General features: G+C 63.5%; 18 protein-coding genes and 1 pseudogene. 4 read left to right on the top strand and 15 right to left on the bottom strand.

The features are described from left to right. Position 1: 1 nt before the first annotated feature. Entirely contained in the window at positions 2-520 is a 519-nt protein-coding gene (locus BGK68_RS05330) for a hypothetical protein (protein ID WP_075256210.1), read from the top strand. Continuing rightward, positions 517-1,914 (top strand): site-specific integrase, encoded by a 1,398-nt coding sequence (locus BGK68_RS05325; protein WP_075256209.1) that lies wholly within the window; start codon positions 517-519, stop codon positions 1,912-1,914. Before BGK68_RS05330 ends, BGK68_RS05325 begins: the two co-directional genes overlap by 4 nt. Positions 1,915-1,945: 31 nt before the next feature. Here the strand turns inward: BGK68_RS05325 and BGK68_RS05320 are convergent, their stop codons facing one another. The 4 genes and pseudogenes from BGK68_RS05320 to BGK68_RS28200 all read right to left on the bottom strand — a co-directional run bounded on the left by BGK68_RS05320 (position 1,946) and on the right by BGK68_RS28200 (position 5,452). Continuing rightward, positions 1,946-2,872 (bottom strand): HNH endonuclease, encoded by a 927-nt coding sequence (locus BGK68_RS05320; protein WP_075256208.1) that lies wholly within the window; start codon positions 2,870-2,872, stop codon positions 1,946-1,948. Positions 2,873-3,034: 162 nt separating this feature from the next. After that, positions 3,035-3,553: pseudogene (locus BGK68_RS05315) on the bottom strand (RtcB family protein); the annotation flags it as partial. Between the two features lie 345 nt (positions 3,554-3,898). After that, positions 3,899-4,987 (bottom strand): vWA domain-containing protein, encoded by a 1,089-nt coding sequence (locus BGK68_RS05310; protein WP_233149238.1) that lies wholly within the window; start codon positions 4,985-4,987, stop codon positions 3,899-3,901. A gap of 6 nt (positions 4,988-4,993) precedes the next feature. Further along, positions 4,994-5,452, bottom strand: coding sequence for a hypothetical protein (locus tag BGK68_RS28200; RefSeq protein WP_233149237.1), 459 nt, complete (start codon positions 5,450-5,452; stop codon positions 4,994-4,996). A 198-nt stretch (positions 5,453-5,650) separates the two neighbouring features. Here BGK68_RS28200 and rtcR point away from each other — a divergent pair, with 198 nt between their 5' ends. Beyond that, the gene (gene rtcR, locus BGK68_RS05305; protein ID WP_075256207.1) at positions 5,651-7,255 is read left to right on the top strand and encodes an RNA repair transcriptional activator RtcR; all 1,605 of its coding nucleotides are present in this window, start codon (positions 5,651-5,653) and stop codon (positions 7,253-7,255) included. Positions 7,256-7,365: 110 nt separating this feature from the next. Here the strand turns inward: rtcR and BGK68_RS05300 are convergent, their stop codons facing one another. The 11 genes from BGK68_RS05300 to BGK68_RS05250 all read right to left on the bottom strand — a co-directional run bounded on the left by BGK68_RS05300 (position 7,366) and on the right by BGK68_RS05250 (position 18,892). Then, the gene (locus BGK68_RS05300) at positions 7,366-8,970 is read right to left on the bottom strand and encodes a methyl-accepting chemotaxis protein (protein ID WP_075256206.1); all 1,605 of its coding nucleotides are present in this window, start codon (positions 8,968-8,970) and stop codon (positions 7,366-7,368) included. Between the two features lie 249 nt (positions 8,971-9,219). Next, positions 9,220-9,858, bottom strand: a complete 639-nt coding sequence (locus tag BGK68_RS05295) for an ABC transporter ATP-binding protein (RefSeq protein WP_075256205.1) — start codon at positions 9,856-9,858, stop codon at positions 9,220-9,222. Positions 9,859-9,923: 65 nt separating this feature from the next. Then, positions 9,924-10,175 carry a hypothetical protein gene (locus BGK68_RS05290; protein WP_075259688.1) on the bottom strand — a complete coding sequence of 84 codons (252 nt, stop codon included), beginning with the start codon at positions 10,173-10,175 and terminating at the stop codon, positions 9,924-9,926. A 169-nt stretch (positions 10,176-10,344) separates the two neighbouring features. Next, positions 10,345-10,809: a DUF2269 family protein gene (locus tag BGK68_RS05285; protein WP_075256204.1), complete on the bottom strand. Its 465-nt coding sequence runs from the start codon at positions 10,807-10,809 to the stop codon at positions 10,345-10,347. 11 nt (positions 10,810-10,820) lie between these two features. Then, on the bottom strand, positions 10,821-12,095 hold the full coding sequence (locus BGK68_RS05280; RefSeq protein WP_075256203.1) for an SDR family oxidoreductase: 1,275 nt from the start codon (positions 12,093-12,095) through the stop codon (positions 10,821-10,823). 103 nt (positions 12,096-12,198) lie between these two features. Continuing rightward, a complete protein-coding gene (locus BGK68_RS05275) occupies positions 12,199-12,735 on the bottom strand; it encodes a GbsR/MarR family transcriptional regulator (RefSeq protein WP_075256202.1) in 537 nt (178 codons plus the stop codon). A gap of 94 nt (positions 12,736-12,829) precedes the next feature. Beyond that, on the bottom strand, positions 12,830-15,202 hold the full coding sequence (locus BGK68_RS05270; protein WP_083657728.1) for a TonB-dependent receptor: 2,373 nt from the start codon (positions 15,200-15,202) through the stop codon (positions 12,830-12,832). Between the two features lie 25 nt (positions 15,203-15,227). Next, complete coding sequence (locus BGK68_RS05265; RefSeq protein WP_075256201.1) at positions 15,228-16,247, bottom strand: FecR domain-containing protein; 1,020 nt, start codon at positions 16,245-16,247, stop codon at positions 15,228-15,230. A gap of 16 nt (positions 16,248-16,263) precedes the next feature. Beyond that, positions 16,264-16,758, bottom strand: coding sequence for a sigma-70 family RNA polymerase sigma factor (locus tag BGK68_RS05260; RefSeq protein ID WP_269147543.1), 495 nt, complete (start codon positions 16,756-16,758; stop codon positions 16,264-16,266). 114 nt (positions 16,759-16,872) lie between these two features. Next, positions 16,873-17,448 carry a DUF2325 domain-containing protein gene (locus BGK68_RS05255; protein WP_075256200.1) on the bottom strand — a complete coding sequence of 192 codons (576 nt, stop codon included), beginning with the start codon at positions 17,446-17,448 and terminating at the stop codon, positions 16,873-16,875. A gap of 205 nt (positions 17,449-17,653) precedes the next feature. Then, complete coding sequence (locus BGK68_RS05250; RefSeq protein ID WP_075256199.1) at positions 17,654-18,892, bottom strand: MFS transporter; 1,239 nt, start codon at positions 18,890-18,892, stop codon at positions 17,654-17,656. Positions 18,893-19,026: 134 nt separating this feature from the next. Between BGK68_RS05250 and BGK68_RS05245 the strand changes: the two genes are divergently transcribed. Continuing rightward, positions 19,027-20,004, top strand: a complete 978-nt coding sequence (locus BGK68_RS05245; protein ID WP_075256198.1) for a LysR family transcriptional regulator — start codon at positions 19,027-19,029, stop codon at positions 20,002-20,004. Positions 20,005-20,014: the final 10 nt, after the last annotated feature.

Here is a 20,014-nt window from a genome sequence, read left to right as displayed (position 1 = left end):
AGTGGCACAAGATGTAGACGCAAAGATTCGTCCGAAGACGGCATCGGTCAGGAAGCAATTCGAGCTTCTCCAGCATGTCGTGAAAAATCCTGGGTCGATAGCAGAGCCACTGCGTGACGCGCTCCTGCCAGCCTTGGCGTCTCAAGGAGCTCTCGCTGCGTTAGAACTCCCAGAAATTGGTATCGTCGGCATGTCCCTGAACACCCACAAGGCGATTGCAGACGAGGAGTTGCTCGGCCGATACGCAGCATTGAACGACTACCGCAAAGCTGCCCTGGAGAAGCTTAGGGACATTGTCCGACACGCCGAGAAACCAGGACGCGGAACAATTGACTGGTACAAGACCGAGCTTGCCGACAAGACCGCGAAGCTAAATCGTGTGGCAAACGAAATCGCCCTGATGAGCCAACAGCTCGACGAGGTCCTAGCCTTGGCCCAGCACTTCGCTCAAGAAGCTGGCCTGAATACGGAGTTTCACAAGCGCAGGTCCGAGCTTCTTAGGAAGTTCAAGACGGCATGACTGCTTCCCCGAAACTTTACTCCGTTACGACGGAAGACTGCACGCTACCGCTACATGTTACCTCTAGCGGCGTGAGCCATTACCCGGCGCACGATATACCCCAACTATTCTGGCCTGACGGGACGGTCTGCTGGCTGGTCAACCTTTACCTCCTGAGTGGCTATCGGAAGGGGCGTTCCAGGAAGAACAAAGGGGGGACCCTGCTCACCTGGGCCAAAAACCTCAGCCATTTAGTGAGGTGGTGCTATCAAAACAAGGTTGACTTCATAGACCTGACTGATAGCCACTTCAGGATGTTTGTGAATGCGCTGTTGATGGAGAAGGACGAGGAGCGCGTCTCAGAAAACAAGCGCGGTGAGCAGCAGGTATCCAACATCTGCTCCACGGTCCTCAACTTCCTTGCCTTCGTCGACGGCCGGATGCCCGAGCTGAATCTCCTCGGGCCCGCCGGACGCATTCGCGCAGAGAAGAAAACCTTTCAAGTTAACGATAGCCGTGGCGGACGGCCCATCACTCGAACCGCCTGGGTTCATGAGCACGTCCCACGGCACCGGCGTACTCGTCGGCGCAAGCCTATCTCGACTTCAGCGGTCAATCGTTTATATGAGGCGAACGCGGCCGTCAAGGCATCGGTCTTCGTTTCGCGTAGGCGATACATCATGCTCCGCCTTCTTGAAATAACGGGCGGCCGTCGAATCGAAGTCTCCTTGGTGAAGGTATCGGACCTTGAAGCGGCCGCGCGGACGGGCGAGTTGAAGGTATACACCGCCAAGCAACGCCGTGACGACACCTTTCGCTTTGTTCCGGTAGCGCAAGCCGACCTTCGCGATGTTCTCTCCTTCGTCAAACATTACCGCCACCGGGTCATACGCAATACCATTGGAGCGGCAAGTGACCACGACTTCCTTTTCATCGCGGAAACAACCGGGCATCACCTCGAAATCGACACACTCGGAGCTGAGCTTTATGTCCTTCGCAAGGCCGCAGGCATTGACGACGAAGAGGCCTGCATGCACGCCTTTCGCCATCGTTATATCACGAACATCTTCAGGGACCTCATCAGAACGCACCACTTTCAAAATCCAAGCGACCTCCGACGTGCACTGCTTTCGACAGAAACGCTTAAAGCGAAGGTGATGGAATGGACGGGCCACAGTAGTCTCGAGGCACTCGACCATTACATCCACCTAGCCTTCGAAGCTGAGTCGAATTTTCAGGAGACGCTGGACCTCCTTCAGGCGAAGAGAGTTGTGCAATCCCTGCAACTCATGCTCAGGGACTATAGCGTGCAGTTTCGTGCGCCGAAACTTACATCCGCCGTGTTCATTTCACTGGCTGAGGTTGTTGACGCGGCGGCGTCGGAACTCGGCGAGCTACTGAAAGCACCTGAGTAGGCACGTTAGAGACTGACGGTCCGTGGACGACCTATCTCGGGATTCGGGCGCCGTACGACATGACGGCCGACAGAGCCTCGTCTACCACGCGTTCGCTCTCGGAGAGATTCAAAGCGGCGCAAATCGAATCGCGGTTTTGACCCAGACCGGCAGGAAACACCGGCATTTGCATCGGTGCCGCGTCCAATGGCGGGTCCAGTTGTGGGCTCGGAAGCATCACTTGGTAGGTCTCGTTCGCAATCGACAGGATAAGAAACGCGTACGGCAAGCCGCCACTGTGCTCGCTTCTACGCAACACTGCGGCCGAAATCATCTGGCCATTCATTGGTCCTGGCCTCAAAGTCCGAAGGACGGGCATCCGAACCATTCGTTCATTAGGGTGCTCTGGGTCACGAATCCACCTGATTGCCTCCGCGAAGTTCGGCACCTCAACTTCCGGCAGCAGTGTCAGCCCAATCTTGACGAGCGCTTTGCGAACGGCCAGCGGAACGAACGGCCCCCTCTTCAGATTGAACCGAATGAGCTTCTGCGCCTCGTCGACTTCAAACACAGAATCAATGCGATTGTGACTGACCCTCAATTCGGTTCCGTCGTCACACTCGATGCGCCAACCGTCGCGCTTATTCTTCAGCGTGGGCACGCCGTTTTTCCCGTAGATACGCAGGAGTGTTCGCATCGGGAGCGACCAGTTTCCCAAGTCGTTTTCAATCGTGCTGCCGAAGTGCTTGTTGCACTCATCGCACTCGTAGCGGGACAGCATTCCCTTATTGCCCAATGCTTCGGGGATGGCGTGAGCCTTCAACCTGAAAGTAACCTCGGGTGCCTGTCTCTGGCAAAATCGACACGCCTGCGGGTCGCCACTCCCGAGGACCACCCTAACGCCAGGCGTGATGTTCCACATGTTCAGCACAGTGTAATGCTGAAGATAGAACGCTTTTGCGTACTCGATTGGGTCCATGCGGGCGTGATTGCTCGGAGGTAGTCGTGGAATTATTATGTCGCAGGAGCTGTGGGCCACCAAGTGTCGATATAGAAATCGAAGTCAACCAACCCGCCTACATTGCACGCACGGGGCATGAAACTGACAACTTTTTCGAAAAGTGTTGTTATTCTGGGAAACTGAACCCAGCGTACCCAGATGCTTGTAGTGGTTGGTCTTCTCCAGCTTGGGCGTCTTCTGGCACAGCACTTCGAATTCCTGCTGCAGCGTCTGCCATGCCGTGTCGACCGCCGTCGGCGGGTTTTCCCACGAACCCTGATCGCGGCCACGATGGTGACGGGTACGCGGCGCGGAGCCATGCGGGATGGCGCGCTCGATGGCGCTGCGCAACGGTCCCAGATTGTCCGGCAGGTCGGCGGCGCGCAGGGTGGTCTTGGCGGCCATCATGCCGCAGCCGATATCCACGCCCACTGCCGCCGGGATGATCGCACCCAGGGTCGGAATCACGCTGCCGATGGTGGATCCCTTGCCGACGTGCACGTCCGGCATCACGGCGATGTGCTTGTAGATGAACGGCATCTTGGCGGTGTTGGACAGCTGGACCTTGGCCTCGGCTTCCACGGGTACGCCGCGGGTCCACATCTTCACAGGCGCTCCCTGTTCGACGGCCAGGGTGTCGTAGCTAGCTTGTTGTTCCATGTTCTTGCTCCTTCAATCCGAAAAATCAGGGGGTGACGCGCGACGAGTTTGCTGGCGACGTGGGTCCGATAAGGTAGTCGCTGGCGCATTCGCGCTTCACCGAAAAAGTGGGCATACCGCCCCTCGGCGGCCCGGCAATCCCGGGCCGCCCGCTTCATTCCGACCAGATCGGCAGGATCTGCACCAGATCTTGCGATCCGGTGACCCGGGATTGAACCGGGATATCCGATGTAATCCTGCCAGCATTCGGAATGATCAGAACCATCCTGTCCCGACCAGAAATCGTGCGATCCTGGAATGTAATCGCTACCGCATTCGGGGCGGATGGCACTGTCTTGTGAAACGTCAAAGTGACATCGACGCGATCTCGTCCACCCAGTGCTGTGGCTGCATCTGTCCTGCAGCAAAGCTGGCCAGCAGCCGGAAGACGTCATCGGAAAATCCGCCGATGTTGAGGATGTCTTCCGACTCCGGAGCCTGGCTGCTTGCATGCGGCGCCAGGTCTATGCACACCAGCCTCGCCTTGCGGTTGCGCTGCTTGAACTGCTGCCACTGACGCAGGGTTTCCGTCGCGCCACTGGTGTGGTTGCGCAGCCAGGACTCGTTGTCCGAGACCAGTATCACCAGATCGGCCCGCTGCCCGTGCTCGTTGAGCCAGCGCAGCGGTGCGCTGCAATCGGTGCCTCCGCCGCCGATACGGGCCAGACGTGCAGCATTGACCATGACCGTATCGCTGGGGGCCAGTGGGCAACTGACCACCCGGTGGTCGAACGGCAGCACACGCGACTGGCCGTTCTTGCGCAGGATAGCTGCCGCCAGCAGCGCAGCCGCATCGATACAACGTACCGCGCTGGTAGCACCGGCGCGTGCACCGCTGATCGGGTTGGACATCGATCCCGATACATCCGGGCATATCACTATGGTTCCTTCCAGCGTCGGCACATTGGCCAGGGCGATTTCCATCGCTTTCTGCAGGGCTTCCCTTACCGCTACCGGTACTGTCTCGTCGCAGGCCTTCCAGGCGGCCATCAACTGGTACGGAAACACACGCGCTTTCGCAATGGTTGAGGCATCGCACAGTCTGGCGGCGATCAGCTCGGTCATGCCCGGCACCTCGAACACACCGTGGCGTGCAAAGCTGTTCAGATTCATCCGTACCATGTGCCAGCCACCATCCCGAGCCATCTGCGTCCATTCTTCGGTGCTGGGCTGCATCGCCGTCAACAACTGGAATGGCACTTGCGGGATGGGTTGCGCACGATCACGCTGGTATGCGCACAAGGCGCGTGTCAACGGCGGCAATGCGGCTTCGTCATACGGCCGTCCGATCAGCCAGGCGAAGAAGGCAGCGCGCCACGGCTCGGCCGGCTTGGGATGGACCATCTTGACCACATCGGCCAGCGACGGTGACTGCCCTACGCAAGCGTGCAGCAACTGTTCTTAGGTGGCCTGGTTCAGCCACGCTTGTACCAGCTTCTTGGGACGGCTTCCCAGCGATTTGCGGCCCGTCACGCCGGAACGCAGGATCTGCACGAAATTACGCAGCATCTTGCCATTGTCGATCGTGCCCTCGAACGCCGGTACCAGCTCCTCGGCGCCTCGTGCGGCCAGCACCGCCAGCAACAGCGCCGGCATGTCTTTCATGTAACTACGGCGGCGGGCATACAGTGCTGTTTGAGCGATGAAGCGAGGGGTGATCTCCTGGCTCAATTCCAGTACGGTAGCCAGCTGGGCCTGGGCACTGGCATAGAAGGTGCGGTTCAGGCAGCCGGTGGCGGCATACTGCGTCAGGCAGTGTTCCTTGCTCAGGGCGTAGGCTGAAGCACCGCTATGGTTCATCGCATCGGCAGCCGGCAGCAGGCGGCGCTTCAGGGACTTGAACAGTTGCATATTCGCCATTTTCATTTCCTCGTTTTATTGCTGTATCTGCTCCCTGTATTGCAACGGCTGTGCCAGGTCTTGTGGGAAACCTGGAGTCTGCTTTCAAGTAATTGAATTGAAAGGATAAAATTGTGAATTTCCGTGTTTTGGATGATTTGCTCCTTTCCATGGAAAGGGAGATAATTTATCTATATAGATAAAAACTTATAAATTTATATGGCAAAGAAAACGGTCGTCATCGGCTTCGTAGGGACCCAGCTCGATCACGGACGTGGCGCTCCCCGCTGGGGAAAGTGGCGTCCCACCATCGCCCTCACGCAGTATCCGGACGTGGTCATCGATCGTCTCGAACTGCTCTACATCGGTGAGCGTGGCGAGGGACTGGTCGGCCAGATCGTGCGCGATATTGCCACCGTCTCTCCCCAGACCACGGTGCGGCCGCATGACTTGCCGATCCAGGACCCCTGGGATTTCGGCGAGGTCTACGCCAATCTGCTCGACTTCGCCCGCAGCTATCGTTTCGATACCGACAACGAGCAATACTGGATCCACATCACCACCGGCACACACGTGGCGCAGATCTGCCTGTTCCTGATGACCGAGGCACGCTATCTGCCCGGGATCCTGCTGCAGACCTCGCCTCCGCGGCGGCAGGTAGTGGGTTCGCCGGGCAGCTATGCCCTGATCGACCTGGACTTGTCGCGCTACGACCTGATCGCGCAGCGCTTCTCCAGCGAGCAGCGGGACGCGCTGGCCTTGCTCAAGTCAGGTATCGCCACTCGCAATGCCGCCTTCAACCACATGATCGAGGAGATCGAGCGGGTGGCCATCCGCTCCCGCGCACCCATGCTGCTGATGGGGCCGACTGGTGCGGGCAAGTCCTTCCTGGCCCGACGCATCTACGAGTTGAAAAAATCACGTCGTCAGGTCGAGGGCCGTTTCGTTGACATCAACTGCGCCACGTTGCGAGGCGACGGCGCTGCATCGACCCTGTTCGGGCATGTGCGTGGTTCTTTCACGGGGGCGGCGCATGACCGCCCGGGCTTGCTGCGCTCGGCGCACAAGGGATTGCTGTTCTTGGACGAAATTGGTGAGCTGGGGCTGGATGAGCAGGCGATGTTGCTCAAGGCCATCGAAGAAAAGCGTTTCCTGCCGGTTGGCGCCGACGTGGAAGCGGAGAGTGACTTCCAGCTCATTGCTGGCACCCATCGCGATCTCGCATGCGAAGTTGCAGCCGGTCGCTTCCGCGAAGACCTGTTCGCACGTATCAACCTGTGGAGCTATGCCTTGCCGGGGCTGGCCCAGCGCCGCGAGGACATCGAGCCCAACCTTGACTACCTGCTTGAGCGATTCAGCGCCGAACACGGCCAGGTGGTGCGTTTCAACAAGGAGGCGCGGATGCGCTACCTCAGTTTCGCCGCCTCCGCCGCTGCCGTCTGGCCCGGCAATTTCCGCGACCTCTCGGCCTCGGTGATGCGCATGGCCACCCTGGCGGACGCCGGGCGCATCAATGATGCCCTGGTGGAAGAAGAAATGCAGCGCCTGCAGCGCCAGTGGCGCAGCAGCGCGGCGCATCCGGCGCACGGTACGGACGAAGTCGATCTCGACGCCCTGCTGGGTGCCCGCGCAGACGAACTCGACCTGTTCGACGCGGTGCAGTTGCGTTCGGTCGTCGCCATCTGTCGCCAGTCGGATTCGCTGTCGGAGGCCGGGCGCAGACTCTTCGCGATCTCACGCGAGGCCAAGGCCAAGCCCAACGATGCCGACCGGCTCAAGAAATACCTGGCGCGTTTCGGGCTGGCCTGGGATGAGGTTCGATAGTTCGCGTCACTTGCCTGTCCGTTCTGGCCATCTACAGCGCCAGCACGGACAACTTCACAGCACGCTGACCCTGCAACGTCACGCCAGCCCACAACCCGAACACAACTGTATCAGGCGTAGCTCAGTCGAGGCCTCGCCGGTGCTGCCACGCGCCTGGGTTCCGGCGCGGCGTCCTCCAGCTTGAATATCGATACCATCCGCGCCAGTTGCGCTGCCTGGTCCTGCAGCGCTTGCGCCGCAGCCGCTGCCTGCTCCACCAGTGCGGCATTCTGTTGCGTCACCTGGTCCATCTGCACGATGGCCAGGTTGACCTGTTCGATGCCCGCGCTCTGCTCTTGGCCAGCGCTGCTGATATCGTTGACCACTTCCCCGACCCGCTGCACGCTCTGCACCACTTCGTGCATGGTCCGCCCGGCCTGCTCCACCAGTTTGCTGCCATTGCCTACCCGCGCCACCGAGTCGGCAATCAGGGCCTTGATTTCGTGCGCGGCGGTGGCCGAGCGTTGGGCCAGCGCCCGCACTTCAGCGGCCACTACCGCAAAGCCGCGTCCCTGTTCGCCTGCGCGGGCTGCTTCCACGGCCGCGTTCAGGGCCAGGATGTTGGTCTGGAAAGCGATACCGTCAATGACCCCGATGATGTCGACGATCTTCTTGGAGGAGGCGTCGATGGCGCCCATGGTCTCGACCACATGGCTGACCACCTCTCCCCCTTGGCGCGCAATGTCCGAAGCGGAGCCGGCCAGCTGGCTGGCCTGGCCGGCATGGCTGGCGTTCTGCTTGACGGTCGCGGTGAGCTGCTCCATCGAGGAAGCCGTTTCCTCCAGCGATGCCGCCTGCTCTTCGGTGCGCGAGGACAGATCGAGATTGCCGCGCGCGATTTCGCTGCTGGCCGTGGCGATGGTATCGGTCGAGATGCGTACCTGGCTGACGATGTCCAGCAGGCGGTCATTCATCTTCTTGAGCGCACGCAGCAGCATGCTGGTTTCATCGCGGCCGTGCGCATCGATGGCCGAGGTCAGGTCGCCGGCCGCTACCGTCTCGGCTACCCGCACGGCGCGATCCAGAGGGGCAGTGATGCTGCGTGTGATCATCCAGGCAATCACGGCGGCGGCGGCCAGGCCGGCGGCGGCCAACAGCAGCAACAACGTGCGCGCCTGCGCGTAGTTGCTTTCGACTTCGTCACCGGCGGTTTTCATCATCTCGTGCTGCTGCTTGATGAGGGCCTCGGCCGCGTTCATGGTGGCGCTTTGCACGGGTCGCACTTCGTCGATGAGCATATCGATCGCCCCCTCTTTGCCGCCTTGCTGCACCATCGCCAGCACCTTGTCGCGTTTCTCGAAATAGGCATTCTGGGCCGTCACCAGTGTGGTGAGGGCAGCGCGGCTGTCCCCATCTGTGAGCAGCTTGTCCAGCTGCGCCAGGTCCTCGCGGATGGCGCGGTCGGCACCGCTGATGCGTTCATACTCGCTTTTGATCTGCGGTTCGCGTTTCAGCAGCAGGATGTTGCGTACGGAGCGGGCGATCAGGTTGAGCTGGTCGACGATATCGCCGGCCACGACGGTCTTGGGATACTTGTCGTGGATCACATCCTTCATCTGCGCGTTGAGCTGCCCCAGTCGGGCGATGCCGCTGGCGGCCATGGCCAGCATCAGCACCATCAGCAGTCCGAAGCCCAGCCACAGGCGTACACGAATGGTCACGTTGGATAGTTGCATGGAATTCCCCCAGTTATCGTTGGTTGTCAGCAGGCAAGCTGGTGGCGGTAACCGAAAAACAACCCAAGCGTGGCGCAAGGTTGCATCCCGCCCGTTTCAGCATAGGTGACGGACGGGAGGAAACCAAGCGCGGCTGCGCACGCGAAGGCGAGCTGCCCGTGCACGCAACACGAGGAATCTGGATGCGAGGAAAGATGGGGTGAGGTCAGATGCCGCAGCCCATGCGGCAACGGCTTCGAAGACTGCCGCTCAGTCCCCGAGATCGATAGTCCCGGCCAGCCTGATAGCTTGCGGCGCTTCATACATGGCCACCACCCACGCCTGCCGCGCATCCTCAGCATGTGCATCCAGCGTGGCCGCAACGAAGTTGATGGAAGCGCGATCCAGGCTGGCATAGGGATCGTCCAGCAAGGTCAGCATGGCCTGCGCGGCGAAGGCGGCGGCCAGGTAGACCTTGCGCTTGCTGCCGGTGGAGAGCATGAAGAGCTTCTTCTCCAGATGCGGCGTGAGTGACAGGCCTTCCGTCAGCGCCGGCAAGCGCCCGTGATCAAAATGCGGATAGCGTTCGGCCAGGGCGGCGAAGACTTCCGGTGGCGTCATCTGCTCATACGCCTCGGTACGGGGATCGATGAAGAAGACCTGGCGCCGGTAATTCTCGGGTTCGCTGTCCAGGCGCAGACCATCCAGTTCCAGCACGCCATCGCGTACCGGCATGAGCCCGGCCAGCAGGTTGAGCAGCGTGGTCTTGCCACGACCATCGCCGCCGCGCACCAAGGTCACGCCGGGAACGACGCGGGCCGAGAAATCCTGGAACAGGTCCAGGCCGGGATAGGAGAAATTCAGGCGGGATACCAGCAGCAGCGCGGCGCGATTGGAGGCTTGGGTCATCGGGGCAAGGCGTGGCGATTCGGGGAGGCCGGCTCAGCGCTGACGCACTGGGCCTGGCGGCGTAGTCAGCGGCCCTGGCGGCGTGCAGCCTGACGTTGGGCTTGCTCGGCGGCCTGCTTTTCCTTGCGGGCATCGGCCAGCATGGCCAAGGCCAGCGCCACCGGGGGATAGAGCAGGATCAGGCCGCTCCAGTCATGATCCGACAGGAACATCAGCGTGGCAATGCACAGGTCGATGGCCATCAGGAACATCAACGGCCAGCCCACGGGGGCGCCCAGGAAAGTCTTGTGTCGCTTGTTCTTGAAATACAGTGCCATGCCGTTCACCGTGCGTTGCTCGCTGCATCGTCGCCGCGTACCGTGCCGGATCGGCGCGATATCTGTCTGGCAACTGCTGGCGATGGGTTGTCTCCTGGCGACGATTATAGAAGATGTGACCGTAACGTTGGGTGTTGCACGTGATGTTCCCCGGCAGAAAACCTGCGGATCAGCTTGGCTTGTGGACCATCAGCCAGTACACCACCAGCAGTCCACCAAAAGCGGGGAAACCCAGTGCCGTCCATATCTTCTCGTAGCGCCAGTACCGGGCAGGCAATGCCTGATTCTCGCGCGCAGCCGCATTGGCCATGTCGCGCATCTGCAGTTGCAGCCAGACGACTGGCAGCCAGCAGAGCCCGGCCAGCGCATACAAGGCCAGGGACCAGCGCACCCAGTTCGCCTGCAAAGGGTAGCCGGCCACATACATCATCCAGAAGCCAGACAGCGGCTGGATGATCACCGAGGGCGTGGTGAACCACCAGTCGGCGCGCGCCACCCAGCGGGTGACCACAGCGATGGCCTGCACGTTGTGGCTGCGGTTGACGAAGAACATGTAGAAGGCCGTGCCGAATCCGGTGCCGAACATGAAGGTGGCCGAGAGGATGTGCAGCCATTTGATGCTGAGGTAGTCCATTTTCTTTCCTTTCAACGCAGGCGCCACATGACGCAAAAGAGCAGCAGCAGGGGCAGGTTCTTGGACAAGGGGCCGAAGGGATGTGCCCAGAATTGCGGCAGCCACAGGCTCATCATGAGCGTGTAGGCCGCCACCAGCGCCGCCTGCAGCGGCCACAACCACCTCAGCCAGCGGGCTGAGCGAACCAGGCCTACCAGCAGTGCGATGCCGATGGCGGCGTCGAGCATGCTCGCGCCCAGCAGGACGGGCTCTTGCAAGGCAGCTGGAATACCGCACGCCGCCAGCCAGATCTGGCTCACGGCGTGCGGCCAGGCGAACCACGATACATAGGCCGTGCTCAGCCAGAGCAGGGCAATGACCAGCGTCAAGGCTGGGTATCCCCAGCCCAGCGTGGCCCCGGCACGCATGTCGGGCGTACAGAAATGCGCTGGATCGCGGCTGGGCCGGGGCAAGAGCTGGTTCATCACCGGGGTGTCGGGGCACAGCCGCCCGTCTGCACTGGCGGCCAGCATGGAAAGCGGTTCGGCTGCCAGCAAGGGCAGCCTCAACCCTGTCGTCATCCTTGCCAGGGGCTGCGTCAGCGCGAATGGCAGGCTGCCCAGCCAGCCCGAGGGCGCTTGCATCCCTTGGCGCAACAGCGCGATATAGTGCGACAGGGAAATGGTGCGCGGGCCAGCCACCTCAATGCGGCGCGGCCAGGCCTGATCGTCGCCCCTCATCTTCACCAGTCTCACCACCAGCGCCGCTACATCGTCCACATGCACCGGGCGTACCGGCACCTGTGCACCCGGGATGAACATCAGCGGCAGCGTCGCCAGCCGCATCATCAGCTGGCTGCTGGCGCCTTGCGGGCTGAACACCAGCGAGGGCCGCAGGATGGTGCAGTGCAGGTCTTGCCGCGCCAGTGCTTCTTCGCCCAAGCCTTTGCTGCGCCAGTAGCCCGCCTCGGAACGGCTGTCGCTGCCCAGCGCGGATACATGGATGAGCGCACAGTCGGCCCGCACGCAGGAGGCTGCCAGCGCCTGCGGGACGCGGTGATGTACGAGGTCGAATTGCCCAGCTTGTTCTTCAGTGATCAGCCCCACGCAATTGACCACGACATCGATGCCGACGAGCTCGCGGTCCCACTGTGCTGAGCTCTGCAGGTCGGCAAAATCGATGCGCCTGCCCTCAGAGGGTCCCCGGCGCTGGCGGGAGCCGGCGATGGCCTCGTGCCCCGCATCGGTGAGTGCGCGCAGGACCGACGCACCAATGGCGCCGGTGGCGCCGAGAACCAGGATTTTCATGGCAACTCCAGGAGGAATATTGTCTGTAATTTCTGAATAAACAGAAATAGGTGTCCAAAAAAACACCCGGAATGCCAAGCAATCCGGGTGCAGAGCGCACTGCCTAGTTTTTCTCGTCACTGCTCAACAGCCGCGCCACCTTGCCGCCCATCTTGAGGAAGCGCTTGAGTGTTGTGGGCGGCAGGTGCTTGTAGTCTTCATAGCTGGAGGTGAGCATTTCCAGAAAATCCAGCGCCTGATCCATCCTCGCCTGGGCTGCGCGGCTCAGGGTCTGGTCGTCTGATGCCCCGGCGGCGCAGTCGCGCAGCACAGTGAGGGTAGGGTCGATTTCGCGCCGCTTGCGCTCTTCCACGATCACGCGGAATATTTCCCACACATCTTGCAAGGCCACGAAATGGTCGCGCCGGTCACCTGCAATATGGGTGATGCGCACCAGTCCCCAGCTCTGCAGCTCCTTGAGACTGTTGCTGACGTTGGAGCGCGCTACCTGGAGGGTTTCCGAGATTTCCTCGGCGTGCAAGGGCTGGTCGGCCAGGAACAACAGCGCTTGTATCTGCGCTACCGTGCGGTTGACGCCCCAGCGCGTCCCCATCTCGCCCCAGTGAAGCACATATTGCTGCGCGGTCGGTCCTAGTTCCATGATGAGAGATTTCTCTAATTTCTGTCGTGACAGAAATAATAAAGAGGAAAGCCTGTGCCGTCAATGCGTAGCGCGGGGCTCCCCCACCCTGGCCTTACCAGTCCAGCTGCACCGACAACAACACCGTGCGCGGCGCAGTCACCGTGACGTAGGGTTTGTCCAGCAGCCAGGCGCTGCGATTGAAGAGGTTCTCGACATTGAGTCGCCAGACCATCGGGTGTTCGCCCTGGCCGCTGGCATAGCGCACGCCCAGGTCCCAGCGCGTCCAGCCGGGCAGGCGCAGGGTGTTGGCGGCGTCGTAGTAGACCGGGCCGGTGTGGATCATGCGGCCCGAGAAGGCCAGCCCGGGTAGCCACCGGGCGTCCCAGTCCAGGCCCAGGTTGGCGGTATGCAGCGGCACACCAGGGGCGACGCGGCCATCGTTGAGACCATTTTCGGTGCGCAGCAGCCGGGCGTCATAGAACGTGGCGCTAGCCAGAAGGCGCAGGCCACGCCCGGCCTCGCCATAGGCCGACAGTTCCAGCCCGCGATTGCGCTGGCGGCCATCATAGCCGTAGGAGCTGCCGGCGGGTGTGCCGGCCTGGGTGGTGATGACGGCGCTGGGGTTGTCGATCTGGAACAGCGCTACTTGCGTCATCACCTTGCCCCAGTCCAGCTTGGCCCCCGCCTCCAGCTGGCGCGAGCGATAGGGCGCCAGCACCTGGCCGGCATTGACCATGCCGGTGGGAACGATGGTGCCGCGCGTGAGCCCGGAGGTGGTGTTGGCATAGAGCGAGAGCCCCGCCACGGGCTTGAGCACCAAGCCCAGCAGGGGGGAGATGGCGCTGGCCTCATAGGAAGAGACCTGCGCACCGCTGACAGTATCGAAGCTGTCATAACGCACTGACTGGCGACGCGCGCCCACCAGAACCTGCAGATGATCATCCAGCAGCCGCAGCGTATCGGTCAGCGACAGGCTGTCCAGCGTCATGTCATAGGCCTTGCGCGGTTCAGTGCGCGCCCCGCTGATGACGGGCAGCATGGCCGGGGCATACAGGCTGTAGGCGCTGCTGTCGGCTGAGACCAGGTAGGCATTGCCGGCCTGCTGCCTGAGCCGTGTGACACCCAGCGACACGCCGTGCCGCACCGCTCCGGTGGCCGCTTGCAGGCGCAGCCCGGCGTCGGCGCTGAGCGTGCGGCTGGCGGTGTCGTAATAGGCATTGCGCACGCTCCCAGCGCCGCTGGCGTCCACCGAGCCGGTGGGCAGGTTCTGCTGGGTGGCGCTGCGTCGCTGGCCCACAGCGGCGTAGGCGCTGAGCTGCTCGCTGAGATCGGCGTCCACCCGCATGAGCAGTGCATCGTCCTGGAAGCTCAGCTGGTTGCCTGAAAAGAAATCCAGGTCCCCCGCAGGCGGGGCCGGCAGCGCCGTCACACCCGGCAAGAAGCCGACCTGCGGACGGAAGTCGCTGCTGTTCTCGCGCTGCCGGTAGGCATCCAATGACCAGCGCCATCCGCGGCCCCGGTAGTCCAGCGCCAGCGCGCCGGCACCGACGTCCTGGCGGCCGCCGGCAATGCTGGCCTCGCCCCGGCGCAAGACGGTGTTGAAGCGGATGCCCCAGGCGTCCTGCGCACCGAAGCGACGGCCCAGATCCGCCTGCACGCCCGGCTGGCGGCGGCTCTGATAGAGCACAGTCAAACGGGTCAGCGGCTCGTCCTCGGCACGCTTGGTCACCAGGTTGATGCTGCCGCCGATGCTGCCCTCGGGGCTGATGCCATGCAACAGCGTACCCGGCCCCTTGAGCACTTCCACCCGTTCGATCATTACCGCCGGCATGCGGTTGCCGGAGGCCAGTCCGAACAGCCCATTGACGCCCACATCACCGCTGGTGAGCCCGTAGCCACGGATCTGGTAGGTCTCGCCAAAGCCGCCCGTGGAGGTGAGCATGCGAATGGACGCATCGTTGAGCACGGCGTCGGCCACGGTGCGGGCCTGCTGGTCCTGCAAGAGTTCACTGGTGTAGTTCAGGGTCGCCAGCGGGATATCCATCACCGCCGTATTGCCCAGTACGCCCAGCGCGCCGCCGCGGGCCAGGTAACCCCCCGCATACGCCGAGGTATCGGCCGTCGCCCGGATCGTCACAGTCGGCAGGGGCGTGCTGGCCACCGTGTCGACCGGCCTGAGCAGATAGCTGCCATTGGCTTGACGTATCGCTTGCAGGCCGGTGCCGGCCAGCAGCGCAGCCAGGCCCTGCTCGCTCTCATACTGCCCCGCCAGTCCTTCACTGTGCATGCCGGCCGTCTGCTCGGGCCGGAACGACAACAACAACCCGGCTTCCTGGCCGAAGCGGGCAAGCGCGTCTTCCAGCTTGCCTGCCGGGATGGCGTAGCTGCGCCATGTCGCCTGGGCCTGCGCCGTGACGCTGCCCGACAGCGCCAGCAGCAGCGCTGCTGTGCGCCGCCACTGTCCTGCCTTGCTTGCCTGCCTCATGTCGATACGCTGGTTCCAGGTCGGGTCAGAAAGCATCGGGCGACGGCGCCAGGTACCACTGGCGGCCCCCCCAGAAGCGCTGACGCAGTTGGGCCTGCAGCCCCAGCGCGGCGGCCAGGGTGGCGATGACGGCGTCGCTGTCGGCCACCGGATAGGAGCCCGAGATCCGCACGCCGCCCACGGACGGCGCGCAGTTGAGCCGGTCGGTGGTATAGCGGCCCAGTTCGGCCAGGAAGGCGTCCAGCCGCATGCCGCGCGCCACGATCACGCCATCGGTCCAGGCCATGCGGGTCTCATCGGCTGTCGTGACATCGCCCACGCCTTGCGCGCTGAAGGCGGCCTGCTGGCCGGCCTGCAACACCAGCACTTCTTGCGCTGCCTGGCGCGGGACCAGGCGTACCGCACCTTCCCAGACGCTGACCTCGGTGCGGCCCTCGCGCTGGCGCACCGCGTAACGGGTGCCGAGGGCGTAGGCCAGGCCTTGCGCCGTCTCCACCAGGAAAGGCCGGCCGCCGCCGGCCTTGCCGGTCGTCACCAGCAGCTCGCCGCTGATGAGGCGCAGGCGGCGCTCCTCGGCGCTGAAGGCCAGGTTGACGGTGGTGTCGGTGTTGAGCGCCAACTGGCTGCCGTCTTCCAGCACCAGGCGGCGTTGCTGGCCGATACCGGTGCGCAGGTCGGCGCGCCATTGCTGCCAGGGTTCGGTGCGACTGAGTCCCCAGGCCACGCTGCCGCCAACGACCAGCAGCGCCAGCGTCTTGATGGCCTGGCGGCGGTTTCCGGAGGGCGCGGGTGTGAGCGCGGCCTGGGCGATGGCGGCATTGACCGGCGAGGCGAGCCCTTGCAGCCGACCACGTACCGATTCGATGCGTCGCCAGGCGCGCTCATGGTCGGGATGCGCGCGCCGCCAGGCCTCCCAGGCTTCCAGGGTGGCGGGCGCAAGCGGCTGGGTTTGCAGCTCCAGCAGCCATTCCACCGCCCGCTCGGCCACCTGCGGCGGCACCCCGGCGGCGTCGGCGGTGGGCTGGTACCAGGATGAATGCGCCAACGCCTGCCCCGGCTCTTCAGGCGCTGAAGGAGATGTCGGCGAAATAGCAGCGCTGCAAGGCCTTGACCAGGTAGCGTTTCACCGTCGGGATGGAAATGCCCAGGGCGGCTGCGACCTGGGCGTGGGTCAGGCCGTCGAGCTGCGAGAGCAGGAAAGCGCGGCGCACGATGGAAGGCAGTTCGTCGAGCAACTGGTCCAGCTCCAGCAGGGTTTCCAGCAGGATGGCCTGCTCCTGCGGCGAGGGCGCCAGCGCCACCGGGGCCTGCGCCAGCGCCTCCAGGTAGGCCTGCTCCAGTTTCTCGCGTCGCCACAGGTTCGATACCAGCCGTTGCGCCACCGTGGTCAGGTAGGCGCGCGGCTCATGGATCACGCTGGGCACCCGCTCGCTGCCCAGCAGGCGCAGGAAGGTGTCCTGCGCCAGGTCCGCCGCCTGCTCGCTATTGCCGAGACGACGCTGCAGCCATCCCTTGAGCCAGGAATGGTGGTCGCAATAGAGGGCTTCGATAGACATGGGAACCGGCATCCCTGGACAGGTGGGCAGAAGGGCAAGCAAAGGCTGCAAAGTGTCCAGTATAAATGATAGTGATTACCATTAACAATGCCGTTACCGCCGGCCTGCCCTTCCTCAGCCGTCACTGTCGAGCTGCAGCGCCTCGTGGACCTGGTGGATGCGCACGACCCGGTAGTGTTCTGGTTGCTCGACCAGCACGCAGGTCTTGCCGGTGCGCTTGCAATGGTCTTGCACGCGCCAGTAGTCGCCGTGGCTCAAGCACCCGGTCTGGCAGATCACCAGGTCGGCCGCGACGATGCCGGCCTCCAGTTCCGACAGGTCGGGCTCGGCCGCCGAGGGTAGGCTGGCCGAGATCGGCATCTGCAATTTCTCGCGCATCAGGTCTTGCAGCCGTGCATGCAGCTCCTTGACCTTGCGCGCCAGCCGCACGCGCGGCGCCAGGTCCGGCGCGGCCGCTTCCAGCGCGGCGCGGTCGGCCTGCGCCCAGGCCAGGGCGCTGTCCCGGGCAATGATCTGGGCGCGCAATTGCATGGTCTGGCCGCGCAGGCGGGCGATTTCCTGCGCCTGCTGCGTCAGCAGTTCACTGCAGCGCTTCTGCACGGCGGCCAGGTGGCGCAGCAGAATAGCGTGTTCCATCGACGCAGGGTCGGGGGCTGGTGTGGGCTGTGTGGGCTGTGTTTCTTCGTTCATGTCTTGTCTCCCTTGCGGTCACGTCGGGCCGCAGGAGCTGCGTCACGACGAACGGTCACCGATTATAGATGAGAATGATTGTCATTTGATGATTTCATCAGCAGGGTTATTTCCCCGCCCGCTGGAAAAATATAAAAAAAAAAACGGCCTCGACAAAGTCGAGACCGTTGCTTGCTGCATCTTCACCGCCGTAGCGGTCCCCGCATCAGCGGGCTTGCGCAGCGCCCGGCCAGAGGCGCACCACCAGCGCCAAGCCAGCTGCCAACGTTGCCAGCGCCACCACGGCAATCCAGCCCCATTGCGCCAGCACCAGGCTGCCTAGCGCTGCACCAGCGGCCATGCCGATGAACATGCCGACGAAGAGGATGGCGTTGAGGCGGCTGCGAGCGCCGGGCTCGATGCTGTAGACGATGGTCTGGTGCGCCACCAGGGTAGCCTGCACGCCCAGATCAAAGCCCACCGCAGCCACCGCCAGCAGCACCAGCTGCCCCTGGGTCGAGAACCACGGCGACAGCGCCATGGCGCCGAAGGACACGATGGCCAGGCCCACGCCCAGACGGGTCACCAGTTCCGGGCCCTTCTTGTCCGAGATGCGCCCTGCCAACGGTGCGGCCAGTGCACCAGCTGCGCCTGCCAGGCCGAATGCACCGGCCGCTGCGCTGCCGAGGTGGAACGGCGCACCGTGCAGCATCACCGCCAGGGTCGACCAGAAGGCCGAGAAACCGATCGAGAGCAAGCCTTGCGCCAGCGCGGCACGGCGCAGCGCCCCATGCTTCTTGAACAAGGTCGCCAGCGAAGCCATCAACGCGCCATACGACAGGTGCGTCGTCGGATGGAAGCGCGGCAGCCCGCGCCACGCCGCCACCCCGATCAGGGCGATGCTGGCCGCCGCCGCCACGAACATGGTGCGCCAGCCAAAGTGCTCGGCCACGAATCCGCTGACCACCCGTGAGAGCAGGATGCCCAGCAGCAAGCCCGTCATGACGGTGCCCACGACGCGGCCCCGGCTTTGTTCCGGCGCCAGGCTGGCCGCCGCCGGGACGATATCCTGGGCCAATGTGGCTGTCAGCCCCACCGCCAGGCTGGCCGCCAGCAGCGCACCCACGCCCGAGGCCGCGCCAGCCAGCAGCAGCGCCGCCGTCAGGATGGCAGCCTTGATCAGGATGATGCGGCGACGGTCATACCGGTCGCCCAGCGGCGCCAGCAACAGGATGCCCAGCGCATAGCCGAGCTGCGTGGACATGGGCACCATGCCGACGGCGCGTTCGGAGGCACCGATGTCATCGGCCAGCACTCCCAGCATGGGTTGCGAGTAATACAGCGAGGCCACGGCCAGGCCGGCCCCCGAGGCCAGCAACAGGATCAGCGAAGAAGACAGCCCATGGGCCGGTGCGCCCGACTGTGCGCCGGTGTGGCCTGTATGCGTCTTTTGAATGGTATTCATGGTGGAAACTCCGTTCAGGTAGTCGTGCTGCCGGCCCGGGAAATCCCCTCTCTGCCAGCGTTGGAACGGATTTTCCGCTACCCGGCGGGGTTGCGGTAGTAGCGCCGGCGGCAGAATTGTTATACGTTAGCCGTATGACCAAGCCCTCTGCCCCAGCCTCCCCCGCCTTCTCGGCCACCGGCCTGACCGACCGCATCGAGCTCATGCAGATCTTCGTGCGCATCGTCGAAGCCGGCAGCCTCTCGGCCGCCGCCGCGCAACTGGCCACCACCCAGCCCACCATCAGCCGCCGCCTGCAGACGCTGGAGCGCTCGCTCGGCGTGCGCCTGCTGCAACGCTCCACCCACGCGATGAAGATGACCGAGGACGGCGAGCGCTGCTACGAGCGCGCCAAGGAATTGCTGGCCGGCTGGGATGATTTCGAAAACGAGCTGCGCGGTGCGCGCCAGCATGCCGAGGGTTCGCTGCGCGTGGTGGTGCCGCATGCCTTCGGGCAGAAGCAGCTGATCGGACCGTTGGCGCAGTTCATGCGCCAGCATCCGCGCATCACGGTGGAATGGCTGCTGCATGACCGCGCCGCCGATTTCATCAGCCAGGGCATCGACTGCGCCATCCAGGTCGGCGAGGTCAACGATCCCTCGGTGGTGGCCATCCACCTGGCCGAAGTGCCGCGCATGACCGTGGCGGCGCCCTCGGTGCTGGCTGGCCGCCCCATGCCGCGCCAACCCGCCGACCTGGCCGAGTTGCCCTGGATTGCCATTCCCGCCTTCTACCGCCGCGAAGTCACCCTCACCCACGCCCACACGGGCGAGCAGCGCCAGGTCTCCTTCCGTCCGCAATTGGTCACCGACAGCCTGTACGCCCTGCGCAATACCGCCGTCGAGGGACTGGGCGTGGCCGTCGGTTCGTCCTGGGTGCTCAATGAAGATGTGGCCGCGGGCCGACTGGTGCAGTTGCTGCCGGACTGGCAGCCGGCCCCGCTGCCAGTCTGCCTGCTCTATCCCTATGCCCGCTTCCAGCCCGCGCGGCTGCGCCACTTCATCGACACCATGAAAGAGGCCATGCCGTCCGTGGTGCATCAGGCTGTGGGCTGGGGGGCCTTGCGGCCCTGATCGTCCTGCG

The sequence above is a fragment of the Herbaspirillum camelliae genome, assembly GCF_001929405.1.
Lineage (GTDB): Bacteria > Pseudomonadota > Gammaproteobacteria > Burkholderiales > Burkholderiaceae_D > Herbaspirillum > Herbaspirillum seropedicae.
This window is presented reverse-complemented; position numbering and strand designations above follow the sequence as displayed.